11 protein-coding genes are annotated in these 11,580 nt (G+C 53.8%); 6 read left to right on the top strand and 5 right to left on the bottom strand.

What is annotated here, in order from left to right; translation table 11 throughout:
* A partial coding sequence (locus JHD74_RS19135) for a sugar kinase (RefSeq protein ID WP_199063307.1) occupies positions 1-660 on the bottom strand: 660 nt, incomplete at its 3' end.
* 10 nt (positions 661-670) lie between these two features.
* Positions 671-1,513, bottom strand: a complete 843-nt coding sequence (locus JHD74_RS19130) for a DeoR/GlpR family DNA-binding transcription regulator (protein WP_081375838.1) — start codon at positions 1,511-1,513, stop codon at positions 671-673.
* A gap of 390 nt (positions 1,514-1,903) precedes the next feature.
* On the opposite strand from JHD74_RS19130, the gene JHD74_RS19125 reads away from it, so the two are divergent.
* The 6 genes from JHD74_RS19125 to gatZ all read left to right on the top strand — a co-directional run bounded on the left by JHD74_RS19125 (position 1,904) and on the right by gatZ (position 8,911).
* Positions 1,904-2,758 carry a tagatose bisphosphate family class II aldolase gene (locus tag JHD74_RS19125; RefSeq protein WP_074031512.1) on the top strand — a complete coding sequence of 285 codons (855 nt, stop codon included), beginning with the start codon at positions 1,904-1,906 and terminating at the stop codon, positions 2,756-2,758.
* Positions 2,759-2,829: 71 nt separating this feature from the next.
* On the top strand, positions 2,830-3,720 hold the full coding sequence (locus JHD74_RS19120; protein ID WP_074031513.1) for a substrate-binding domain-containing protein: 891 nt from the start codon (positions 2,830-2,832) through the stop codon (positions 3,718-3,720).
* A gap of 222 nt (positions 3,721-3,942) precedes the next feature.
* Positions 3,943-5,436 carry a sugar ABC transporter ATP-binding protein gene (locus JHD74_RS19115; RefSeq protein ID WP_199063306.1) on the top strand — a complete coding sequence of 498 codons (1,494 nt, stop codon included), beginning with the start codon at positions 3,943-3,945 and terminating at the stop codon, positions 5,434-5,436.
* Positions 5,436-6,425 carry an ABC transporter permease gene (locus JHD74_RS19110; RefSeq protein ID WP_024527973.1) on the top strand — a complete coding sequence of 330 codons (990 nt, stop codon included), beginning with the start codon at positions 5,436-5,438 and terminating at the stop codon, positions 6,423-6,425. Before JHD74_RS19115 ends, JHD74_RS19110 begins: the two co-directional genes overlap by 1 nt.
* A 34-nt stretch (positions 6,426-6,459) precedes the next feature.
* A complete protein-coding gene (locus tag JHD74_RS19105) occupies positions 6,460-7,419 on the top strand; it encodes a sugar kinase (protein WP_199063305.1) in 960 nt (319 codons plus the stop codon).
* A 181-nt stretch (positions 7,420-7,600) separates the two neighbouring features.
* Positions 7,601-8,911, top strand: a complete 1,311-nt coding sequence (gene gatZ / locus JHD74_RS19100) for a tagatose-bisphosphate aldolase subunit GatZ (RefSeq protein WP_199063304.1) — start codon at positions 7,601-7,603, stop codon at positions 8,909-8,911.
* 203 nt (positions 8,912-9,114) lie between these two features.
* Here the strand turns inward: gatZ and accC are convergent, their stop codons facing one another.
* Genes accC through aroQ form a run of 3 tightly spaced genes read right to left on the bottom strand, consistent with a single transcriptional unit; the run spans position 9,115 to position 11,422 of the window.
* Positions 9,115-10,464, bottom strand: a complete 1,350-nt coding sequence (gene accC / locus JHD74_RS19095) for an acetyl-CoA carboxylase biotin carboxylase subunit (protein ID WP_021180772.1) — start codon at positions 10,462-10,464, stop codon at positions 9,115-9,117.
* A gap of 11 nt (positions 10,465-10,475) precedes the next feature.
* On the bottom strand, positions 10,476-10,937 hold the full coding sequence (accB, locus tag JHD74_RS19090; protein ID WP_199063303.1) for an acetyl-CoA carboxylase biotin carboxyl carrier protein: 462 nt from the start codon (positions 10,935-10,937) through the stop codon (positions 10,476-10,478).
* 32 nt (positions 10,938-10,969) lie between these two features.
* The gene (gene aroQ, locus JHD74_RS19085; protein ID WP_024527969.1) at positions 10,970-11,422 is read right to left on the bottom strand and encodes a type II 3-dehydroquinate dehydratase; all 453 of its coding nucleotides are present in this window, start codon (positions 11,420-11,422) and stop codon (positions 10,970-10,972) included.
* Between the last annotated feature and the right edge of the window lie 158 nt (positions 11,423-11,580).

Here is an 11,580-nt window from a genome sequence, read left to right as displayed (position 1 = left end):
GGCCAACAGTTCCTGCACGATATCCGCTTCCTGTTGGTTTTTGCTGCTGGCAAAGTGATGCACTTCTCCCTCGCTCGGCAGGAAGATATCGGTATATTCGAGGATGTAATCGAAGGCCTGGCTCATCTCCGGGATATTGAGCATCTCTTTGCGAATGTTGGGATCGAACGACACCGTCCCCTTATTGGCCTTGACGATCTGGATCGCCCGGCGCATGGCATCGATGATGCGGAATGAGAACAGCGAAGAACCCATAATGTGGAAATGCTGGCACTGGTTCAGCAAGCCCAGATCGATATGGTCGGCGGTAAAGAAGCCGCAGGCGCTGTTGGGGATATTGAAGATAAAATCGCGTTCCAGCGGGTTGCGATAGCTGACAAATGCCGTGCCGGTCGGGGCCTTGTCGATCACGCTGATGCCGTCGGTGATCACCCCTTCCAGACGCAGGCGCTCGATATTCAGGCGGCCAAAATCGTCGTTGCCCACGCAGCCAAACAGCGTGGAGCCAAAGCCAAGCCGCGCCACCTGAGCGGCATAGATAGCCGGTGCCCCGCTGGGGAACGGCCCAAGAAACTCGCCTGGCTGAGTGAATCCCTGATTATAATTTTTTGAAAGGAATTCAACCAGTAACTCACCCATCGTGCAGATGCTAACTGACATAAGTGCCCCTTTATTCCCCGATCGTTTCCCGGTTGGCCCAGGTAAAACATTCGTTATTGGTGTAGCGGATGCTGAAGTCGGATTCGAATAATTGCTGCTGATAATGTTCATTCACGCCACGGTTGGTCACCAGATTGTCCACCTGGCTGAGGTGGCCGATAGTCCCGATCGCACTGGCCTGAATGGGCAAATGGGTAATGATGGCGGTTTTATTCTGCGCCTTGTCCAGGCAGCGTTGGTAATGGGACGCCAACAGCGGCTGATCGATATTCAGGATGCCGGAGCTGTCCGTAATGCTGGCCTCGAGAATGCAGTGGTTGATGGTGAACTGTTGGATCACGCTATCCAACGCTTTACCGCTCAGCGCGGTATGCGAGCGGATCAACTCCCCACCCGCGACGATAATCTCACCGTCCAAAAACTGATCGGCCAGGATCGCATGCTGTAAGTCATTGACGATCAGCCGCAGCTTTTTCAGGCCGCTCAGGAACGGGATGATCTTGCGGCAGATATCGCCATGGCCGAGAAATAGCGTATCGCGATCGGCAATCATCCTGGCGCAGTGGCGGGCGATTTCCAACTGGTTAGCCAGCGTGAGTGGGGGCAGGGCGATCCCTGGTTCGGTCGGCTCCGCCAGCGGCTGCGTTGGGGTTGCAATGGCACCACCAAAGGATCGCTTGAGGTAGCCTTGCTGTTCCAGGTAGCTGAGATCGCCACGGATCGTCACGCCGGAAACCCCTAACTGGGCAGAAAGATCGTCGACCTTGATCTCCCCTTGCTGGCCGACGATTTCAGCAATTTTCAATCTGCGTTTCAGCAGGTTAGATGACTTTCTGGGCACATTCGCCCCCATCGTTAAACGGTAATAAGGGCTACTATATCCTTCATACTTTCTAATTGAAAGTAATACCCACGCAGGCTTTCGTTATTTTGAAAGTCAGGATTGGGCTAGTGTTTAGGTTTATATTTTTCTTATTATTCATGCTATTAGGTGATTCTCGATGGAGGGTATACACCCGAGATAGGGTAATCTTCAGCGCACAAACACCGGAACATACCTTATGTTTCGTAATCAACATCTAGTTATATTACGTTTTGAAAGTTATTTGATAATCTTCGATCCCTGTCACGCTTTTTTGCGCGTTTTCTCTCTATATTCGGTTTCACTTGGAAAGTTTATCTAACTAAATTTTCATTTTGTAATTACCGACTGCGGTATCAGGTGCGGGATCGAGGAGAATCGATGTACATCATTTCAAGCAAGAATATGCTGCAGAAAGCGCAGCAGCAAGGGTACGCGGTGCCAGCATTCAACATCCACAACCTGGAAACCTTGCAGGTGGTGGTAGAAACCGCTGCACAGTATCGTTCACCAGTGATCCTGGCGGGAACGACCGGCACTTACCGCTACGGTGGGCTGGAAAACATCATCATGATCGTCAAGGCACTGGCGCATGAGTATCAGATCCCGCTGGCGTTGCATTTGGATCATCACGAAGAGCCCGCCGATATCTACCATAAGATCAACGCCGGGATCCGTTCCGTGATGATCGACGGCTCTCACTTTCCTTTTGAAGAAAACGTGGCGCTGGTCAAACAAATCGTTGAATACAGCCACCGCTACGATGCCAGCGTTGAGGCTGAGCTAGGCCGCCTGGGAGGCCAGGAAGACGACCTGATCGTGGAAGGGAAAGACGCTATCTACACCTCGCCGGAGGCGGCGGTGGAGTTTGTTGCCCGTACCGGGATCGATTCGCTGGCGGTGGCTATCGGTACCGCACATGGTCTGTACCAGTCCGAGCCCAAGCTGGATTTTGCCCGTCTGGAACAGATCCGCGATCGTGTGGAAGTGCCGCTGGTGCTGCACGGGGCTTCCGGCCTGAGCGATAGCGATATCCGCCGCTGTATCCGTTTAGGCATCTGCAAGGTCAACGTGGCTACCGAGCTGAAAATCGCTTTTTCGGATGCCCTGAAAGAATATTTCCACCAGCATCCGGATGCCAATGACCCGCGCCACTATATGCAGCCAGCGAAAAGCGCTATGCAACGGGTAGTGGAAAAAGTGATTGGCGTGTGCGGCTGCGAGGGCCAATTATAACTATTAACGCGTAACACCCCTACAAAACAGCAAGCTAAATTAGCAGAAATAATAAAAACTGAGGATAGATCATGCATAAATTAAAGGTATTAGGCTCAGTGCTGGCCATCGGCCTGGCAATATTCTCACAGGCAACGTTGGCCAAGGAATATAAAATTGGCGCATCGCTGCTGACGCAACAGCATCCATTCTATATTGATCTGGCCGACGCAATGAAAGCGGAAGCCAAGAAAGACGACGTGGTGCTGAATATTTCGATTGCCAATCAGGATCTGAATAAACAACTCTCTGACGTAGAAGACTTTATTACCAAGAAGGTTGACGCCATTATTATTTCGCCGGTGGATTCCAAAGGCGTGCAGGCGGCGATTATCAAAGCGGAGAAAGCCGGTATTCCGGTTATTACCGTTGATGTGGCCGCCGAAGGCGTGCCGGTGGTCACTCACGTGGCGACCGACAACTACGCCGGTGGCGTCGAAGCGGGCAAGCTGATGGGCAAACTGCTCAACGGCAAAGGCAAGGTAGCGATTATCGATTATCCGGCGCTGCAATCGGTGGTGGCACGCGTGGACGGCTTCAAGAAAGGGCTGGCCGATACGCCTGACGTGAAGATTGTGGCGATCCAAACCGGCATCACTCGGGCGGAAGCGTTAACCGTGGCGCAGAACATGATGCAGGCGCACCCGGATCTGAATGGCCTGTTTGGTTTTGGCGATGATGCTGCGCTGGCTGCGGTGATCGCCGCCAAATCCGCGCGTAACGACAATATCAAGATCATCGGTTTCGACGGGATGAAAGAGGCTCGCGACGCCGTCGACAGCGACAAGACCTTTGTGGCCGTTATCCGCCAATATCCAGACCAAATGGGAGCCAAGGCTATTGATGCTGCCGTTGACCATCTGAACGGCAAGCCAGTCGCCAAGTTGATCCCAGTTGCACCAGGTGTTTATACCGGTAAATAACACTGCTCGTTATCCCAAGCTTCAGTGGCTAACCCTTACCCCAACCCTCTCCCAAAGGGAGAGGGAGTTGGTCGGAGTGCTTGATTGGTCCGTGCTGCTTCGGGAAGTGAGTAGTAAGAAGCAAGAGGACTGGGTATTACACAGAGAAACCAACGAACTCGATCGGTCCACTCTCCCTTTGGGAAAGGGCTGGGGTGAGAGGCCACGTGGGTGGAGGAAATAATGACGGATACGGTGCTGGCGGTAACGGAAATAGCCAAAAGTTTCGGCCATGTTAACGCATTAAAAAATGTCAGCCTGAAAATACGCAAAGGTAAAGTCCATACGCTACTGGGTGAAAATGGTGCCGGCAAATCTACGCTAATGAAAATCCTGGCAGGAATTTATCCGCCGACCAAAGGGGAAATACGCCTCAAAGGGCAAAACGTCACTATTAACAACCCGCAGCATTCCAGAAAGTTGGGTATCGCGATTATTTTTCAGGAACTGAGCCTGAGCAATAATATGAGCGTAGCAGAAAATATCTACGCTAATAATGAGCCAACCCGCTTTGGTTTTATTAACGATAGCCAGATGGTGAATGATTGCCAACGCCTGCTGGCGGACTTGGCCATTCCGCTCGATCCACAGCAAATTGTCGGCACCATGTCGATGGCCCAGCGCCAACTGGTAGAGATTGCCAAGGCGCTGAGCTACCCAGCAGATGTCGTGATCATGGATGAACCAACGTCGTCGCTGAGCGATAACGAGGCCGACATCCTGTTTGGCATCATCGACAAGCTGAAACAGCGCGGCTGCGCGGTGATTTATATCTCGCACCGCATGGATGAGATCATGCGGGTATCTGATGATATCTCGGTGCTGCGCGACGGCGAGTTCATTGCCACCCATGATAAACACCAGACCGATATTCACCGGCTGATTGCCCAGATGGTTGGCCGCGAAATGACCAACATCTACCCGCCACGCATCGGCGAACCTCCTTCAGCAGAGCAAGTGCCGGTGCTGGAAGTCAGGCAATTTTCGCAGGACAAACTGTTTCACGATATCCACTTCTCACTGCGTGCAGGTGAAGTGCTGGGCTTTTTTGGGCTGGTGGGATCGGGGCGTTCAGACGTAATGAAGGCCATTTTTGGCCTGACCGGCTATCAGGGTGAAATTCGCATTGATGAGGCGGTAGTCACTATTCGCAATCCAAAGCAGGCGATAGAGCATGGTATCGCCTTCGTGACGGAAAATCGCAAGGAGGAGGGGTTGGTGCTGATGCATGACGTAAGCATGAACACCCATCACGTCGCCTTTCAGTATGCGGGCTCCAGCCTGATCAACCATAAGCACGAAGAGGCGAAAACCCAGCAGGCGATCCGGCGGATGAACATCAAGGTTAGTTCGCCCCACCAACTGGTCAGTACTCTGAGCGGCGGCAATCAGCAAAAGATTGTGCTGTCGAAATGGTTGGAAAAAGTGCCACGGATCTTAATCCTCGACGAGCCAACGCGCGGCGTGGATGTCGGTGCCAAGTTCGAGATCTACAACGTCATACGCCAGCTTGCTGCGCAGGGCACTGCCATTATCTTGATCTCTTCCGAACTGCCGGAAGTCATGGCGCTCAGCGATCGGCTGGTGGTGATGCGCGCCAAGCAGATCGCCGACGTTTTTGCCACCGCTGGACTCACGCAAACCCAGGTCATGACCGCAGCAACAGGAGTGAAATAATGAGCGATAAAGTGCTGGCCGCCGAGGGCCATTCGGCGTTCAACGGGCCAGGGAAACTGGCAAAAGCCGCCAAGCAGTACGGCGGCATACTGGCGGGCCTGGTGGCCTTGGTGATCCTGTTCAGCGTGATCAACGACAGCTTCCTGAGCGTGAATAATATTACCAATATTATTTTGCAGGTCTCGATCATTGCCATTACCGCCTATGGCATGACTTACGTGCTGTTGCTGGGGGATATCGATCTTTCGGTGGGGTCAACCATTGCGCTGGTGGGGACCTTTGCTGCGCTTGGTCTGTCGTTTGGCATCCCGTTTATTCTGGTGATCCCGCTGTCGATTATGGCCGCGCTGGTGCTGGGCCTGGTTAACGGTAGCCTGACTGCGCTGGCCGGTATCCCGTCGTTTATCGTTACCGTCGCGACGATGGGCATCTTCCGGGGCATTGCCTATATCGTCACCGACGGCACGCCGATCATGATCAAAAACGAGGCGTTTTTGGCTCTGGGCAACGGCGAGTTCCTTTATATCCCGATCCCAATCTGGATCCTGTTGGTGTTGCTGATCGTCAACCATTTCATCCTGTCGAAAACCACCTTTGGCCGCAAAATTTATATCACCGGCGGTAATAAAGAAGCTGCGATCTATTCGGGGATTAACGTTTCCGCGCTGAAAATAAAGGTCTTTATGATCACCGCCGTGATGGCGGGCATCAGCGGCATGATCCTGGCTTCACGGCTGTATTCCGGCCAGCCTAATGCCGCGTTGAGCTATGAGCTGGACGCGATCGCCGCCGCGGTGTTGGGGGGCACCAGCCTGAATGGCGGCTACGGCACGGTGATCGGCACCATGATTGGTGCCCTGACCATTGGGGTCATCAACAACGGTATGAATTTAATGAACGTGCCTTATTTCTATCAAATGGTGGTGAAGGGACTGGTGATCCTTATCGCGGTGTATGTCGACGTCCGAAACAAGAAGAAACGCGGCTAACGATCACAGGCAGATTTGTATAAGGAACGGGACAATGAGAAAAATTTATACCATCGGCGAGATCCTGGTTGAGATCATGGCCGATAAAGTTGGCCAATCTTTTACCCATCCAGGCTCATGGAATGGCCCTTTTCCCAGCGGCGCCCCGGCGATTTTTATCGACCAGGTGACCAAGCTGGGCGGGCAGTGCGGCATCATCAGCTGCGTGGGTAACGACGGTTTCGGCACGTTGAATATCGAGCGCCTAAAGGCTGACGGAGTGGATACGCGCGGTATCCGTGTGTTGCCGCATGAGACGACCGGCAGCGCCTTCGTCACTTACCACTCCAACGGCGATCGCGATTTTATTTTCAATATCAAGAACGCAGCCTGTGGGAAATTATCGGCCGAACATGTGAATGCCGAACTGCTGCAGGACTGCCAGCACTTCCACATCATGGGTTCATCGCTGTTTTCCTTCCATATGGTGGACGCGGTGAAGAAGGCTGCGGGGATCGTCAAAGCGAACGGTGGCACCTTGTCTTTCGATCCGAATATCCGCAAGGAAATGCTCAATATCCCCGAGATGCGTGATGCGCTGCATTACGTGCTGGAGCTGACCGATATCTATATGCCGAGCGAAGGCGAAGTGATGCTGCTGTCTTCCCAAACCACGCTGGATGAGGCGATTGCTCGCTACCTGAAGGACGGCATTAAAGAAGTGGTGGTGAAACGCGGCAGTAAAGGGGCGAGCTATTATTCCGCGGATGAAACCCTGCATATCGACAGCTATGCCGTAGACGAGGTCGATCCGACCGGGGCGGGCGACTGCTTTGGCGGCGCTTACATTGCTTGCCGGTTACAGGGGCACAGCGTTTCCCAGGCGCTGCGCTATGCCAATGCCTGCGGTGCACTGGCGGTAACCCGGCGTGGGCCAATGGAAGGGACTTCTACCTTCGCTGAAATCGACACTTTCTTGCAGCAGCAACGGACCGTGCCGGTCGGCGCGCTGTAAATAACATTCCAACGTCTTGAATTTTCAGTTCAGGACATTGCTTTACCCTATGAATTTCAAGTCACAGCTAGGCAACAAGCTTGTTCATCCCAGGAGCTTACTTTTAGAAAGTGGCTGGGGTGGGCAAGTGCAGGTAACAAGGCTGTAACTTGAAAGGCGACGGGTAAATGAGGCCATAAGCATGAAATCTATTATCCAGCAGCATAAAAGCGGCAAGCATATTGGTATCTGTTCGGTTTGCTCGGCACATCCGTTGGTGATTGAGGCCACGTTGCGTTTTGACCTGGCTAGCCAGCGTAAGGTATTGATTGAGGCCACTTCCAACCAGGTGAACCAATTTGGCGGCTACACCGGGATGAAACCGGCGGATTTCCGCGAGTTTGTGTATGCCATTGCCGCCAAGATTGGCTTCCCGCAGTCACGGTTGATATTGGGGGGTGACCATCTTGGGCCGAACTGTTGGCAGGATGAACCGGCTGGGCTGGCGATGGAGAAAGCCGAACGCCTGATTGCCGATTACGTTCAGGCTGGGTTCAGTAAAATTCATCTGGATGCTTCCATGTCCTGCGCGGACGATCCGGTTCCTTTACCGCCAACGGTGGTGGCCGAGCGTGCGGCGCGGCTATGTGCGGTGGCGGAAGCGGCTGCCACCTTAGAGCAGCGGCAGGCGCTGAGCTACGTGATAGGTACGGAAGTGCCGGTTCCGGGTGGGGAAAGCCACGCTATCGCTCAGGTACACGTCACACGGCCACAGGATGCCGCCAAGACCATCGAGACGCATCGGCAGGCGTTTGCTCGCTTAGGTTTGGAGCAGGCCATGGAGCGGGTTGTGGGGCTGGTGGTGCAGCCGGGAGTCGAGTTCGACCATTCCACGGTGATCCACTATCAGCCGGAACAGGCACGCGAGCTTTCCGCCATGATTGAGTCAACGCCGTTGGTGTTTGAAGCCCACTCTACGGATTATCAAACCCCGAAAGCGTTCCGCCAGTTGGTGCGCGATCACTTTGCGATCCTGAAAGTCGGCCCGGCGCTGACCTTTGCCCTGCGTGAAGCGATCTTCAGCCTGGCGCTGATAGAGAAGGAGCTGATTGCCGCAGAACAGCAGAGCCACGTGCTGGCAGTGATCGATAGCGTGATGCAGGATGAGCCCAAGTATTGGAAGAAGTATTACGATCCGCGTCATTCGAAGGCGATGATCGATCTGCACTACAGCCTGTCCGATCGGATCCGCTATTACTGGCCTGAAGCGCGCATTAGCGCGGCCATCGACAAGCTGGTGGCAAACCTGAGCGGAGTAGCCATTCCGTTGGGTATGCTGAGCCAGTATTTCCCGCTGCAATTCCCACGCCTGATGGCTGGCGAGTGTGCCGGTGACCCACTTAGCCTGATTATCGACAAGATCCAGGAGGTTTTGCGGGCGTATGCTTATGGGTGCGATACCCCTCACCCCAACCCTCTCCCACAGGGAGAGGGAGCTGTCCGGAGTTCTTGATTGGCCCGTGCTGTTTCGGAATCAAGGTGAGTCAGTTGGTGCTAATGATGAATCACTACATTTTCAGCCTAACTCGATCGGTCCCCTCGCCCTTTGGGAGAGGGTTAGGGTGAGGGGCAAAATCCCTCTCTCCATTAAATAAAAAAACACCGCAGAAGTTCTCATGCGGTGTTTTTTATTAGCCCAATATCGTTAACCGATAATCAGGTTTCCTGCAGACCCAGCTTCTTCTCCAGATAGTGGATGTTGGTGCCACCATGCTGGAAGTTTTCGTCGGTCATGATCTTCTGCTGCAGTTCAACGTTGGTTTTGATGCCATCGATGATCAGCTCAGCCAGGGCGTTCTTCATGCGGGCAATCGCCACGTCACGGTTTTCACCGTAGGTGATCAGCTTGCCAATCATGGAGTCATAGTACGGCGGCACGGTATAGCCAGCGTAGATATGAGATTCCCAACGCACGCCGAAACCACCAGGAGCGTGGAAGCGGGTGATCTTGCCTGGGCTTGGCAGGAAGGTGTTCGGGTCTTCGGCGTTGATACGGCATTCCACCGCATGGCCTTGCACCTTCACTTCGTCCTGTTTGATCGACAGCGGCTGACCGGCAGCGATACGCAGCTGCTCTTTGATCAGATCCACGCCGGTGATCATTTCGGTAACCGGATGTTCTACCTGGATACGGGTGTTCATTTCAATGAAATAGAACTCGCCGTTCTCATACAGGAACTCAAAGGTACCTGCACCGCGGTAGCCGATTTCCACACAGGCTTTTGAACAGCGTTCACCGATGTAGCGGCGCAGCTCTGGGGTGATCCCCGGTGCTGGTGCCTCTTCGACCACTTTCTGGTGGCGGCGCTGCATGGAGCAGTCACGTTCAGCCAGATAGATGGCGTTGCCCTGGCCGTCTGCCAACACCTGAATTTCGATGTGGCGAGGGTTTTCCAGGTACTTCTCCATATACACCATGTCGTTGTTGAAAGCCGCTTTGGCTTCCGCTTTGGTCATGGAGATGGATTGTTCGAGATCTTTGTCGCCGCGCACAACGCGCATGCCGCGACCGCCGCCGCCGCCGGAAGCCTTGATGATCACCGGATAACCGATGCGCTTGGCGAAGGCACGGTTTTTGTCCATGTCATCGGTCAGCGGGCCGTCGGAGCCTGGTACGCAAGGTACGCCGGCTTTTTTCATCGCGCTGATGGCTGAAACCTTGTCACCCATCAGGCGAATGGTTTCGGCGCGTGGGCCGATGAAGATAAAGCCAGAGCGCTCTACCTGCTCGGCAAAGTCGGCATTCTCGGACAAGAAGCCATAACCCGGGTGGATCGCCACGGCGCCGGTAATTTCGGCGGCGGAGATGATGGCCGGGATGTTCAGATAGCTTTTAACTGACGGTGCAGGGCCGATACAAACGGTCTCATCCGCCAGCAGAACGTGTTTCAGATCGCGGTCGGCACTTGAGTGAACGGCAACGGTTTTGATGCCCAGTTCTTTACAAGCGCGCAGGATACGTAGCGCGATCTCGCCACGGTTGGCGATAACAATTTTATCTAGCATGGTGCGCCTCGTTATTCGATGACGACCAGTGGCTCGTCAAATTCAACCGGTTGGCCGTTTTCTACCAGGATCGCTTTAACCACACCGGATTTGTCCGCTTCAATCTGGTTCATCATTTTCATGGCTTCAACGATGCACAGAGTATCACCGGCGTTCACTTTCTGGCCCACTTCCACGAAGGCTTTCGCGTCCGGGCTTGGGGTGCGGTAGAAGGTCCCTACCATTGGTGAACGAACGATATGGCCACTCATGGCCGCTGGTGCTGCTGGGGTTTCTGCGGCAGCAGGGGCAACGGCGGTGGCCAGAGCAGGTTGCTGCTGGGCTGGCATTGCGTACTGCTGCATCATTGGGTAAGCCTGCACCGGTGCGGCACGGCTGATGCGAACCGACTCTTCGCCTTCAGAGATTTCCAGTTCAGAAATGCCTGATTCTTCAACCAGTTCGATCAGTTTCTTGATTTTACGAATATCCATGAGTGTGATTCCGTACTCTTTTTGTGTAGCAATTAGTGGGTTTTTGACAAACGGCGAACCGCTGCCTGTAAAGCAAATGTGTAGCCATCCGCGCCGAGGCCACAGATCACGCCTACCGCGATATCAGACAGGTAGGAGTGATGACGGAAAGGCTCACGAGCGTACACGTTGGACAGATGGATCTCGATAAACGGGATCTCTACTGCCAACAGTGCATCGCGCAACGCCACGCTGGTGTGCGTGAACGCGGCGGCGTTAATCAGGATAAAATCCGTATTGCCGCGTGCCTGATGAATGCGATCGATGAGCGCATGCTCGGCGTTGGACTGCAGATGGCTCAGGGTGATATCTAGCGCGAGCGCCTGGTTTTCCAATCCGTTAACAATCTCTGCCAGCGTAGCGCTGCCGTACTTTTCCGGCTCACGCGTCCCCAGCAGATTGAGATTGGGGCCGTTCAGAAGCAAAATGTGAAACTTATCCGCCATTGTGCTGGTATCTCCGGCAATAAAACCATCATCGTAGAAAATAACCCGATGTCACCGATTTGTCACCTGTTACGCGCAGATTTTGCTGCAGCGACAGGCTCAAGGTCGGGCATTATAACGATATCGTGGCAATTCGCAGCTAAATACTGGTCTTATCA

Source organism: Serratia sp. ASV30 (assembly GCF_016428815.1).
GTDB classification, from domain to species: Bacteria; Pseudomonadota; Gammaproteobacteria; order Enterobacterales; family Enterobacteriaceae; genus Chania; species Chania fonticola_C.
Note: the sequence above shows the minus strand (reverse complement) of the source record. Positions and strands in the feature narration are given on the sequence as shown.

Bases quoted from the DNA above. Each gene is read 5' to 3' on its own strand.
- JHD74_RS19130 (WP_081375838.1), bottom strand. From the start codon at position 1,513: ATGGGGGCGAATGTGCCCAGAAAGTCATCTAACCTGCTGAAACGCAGA.
- JHD74_RS19115 (WP_199063306.1), top strand. From the start codon at position 3,943: ATGACGGATACGGTGCTGGCGGTAACGGAAATAGCCAAAAGTTTCGGC.
- gatZ (WP_199063304.1), top strand. From the start codon at position 7,601: ATGAAATCTATTATCCAGCAGCATAAAAGCGGCAAGCATATTGGTATC.
- JHD74_RS19105 (WP_199063305.1), top strand. From the start codon at position 6,460: ATGAGAAAAATTTATACCATCGGCGAGATCCTGGTTGAGATCATGGCC.
- JHD74_RS19110 (WP_024527973.1), top strand. From the start codon at position 5,436: ATGAGCGATAAAGTGCTGGCCGCCGAGGGCCATTCGGCGTTCAACGGG.
- accB (WP_199063303.1), bottom strand. From the start codon at position 10,937: ATGGATATTCGTAAAATCAAGAAACTGATCGAACTGGTTGAAGAATCA.
- aroQ (WP_024527969.1), bottom strand. From the start codon at position 11,422: ATGGCGGATAAGTTTCACATTTTGCTTCTGAACGGCCCCAATCTCAAT.
- JHD74_RS19125 (WP_074031512.1), top strand. From the start codon at position 1,904: ATGTACATCATTTCAAGCAAGAATATGCTGCAGAAAGCGCAGCAGCAA.
- JHD74_RS19120 (WP_074031513.1), top strand. From the start codon at position 2,830: ATGCATAAATTAAAGGTATTAGGCTCAGTGCTGGCCATCGGCCTGGCA.
- accC (WP_021180772.1), bottom strand. From the start codon at position 10,464: ATGCTAGATAAAATTGTTATCGCCAACCGTGGCGAGATCGCGCTACGT.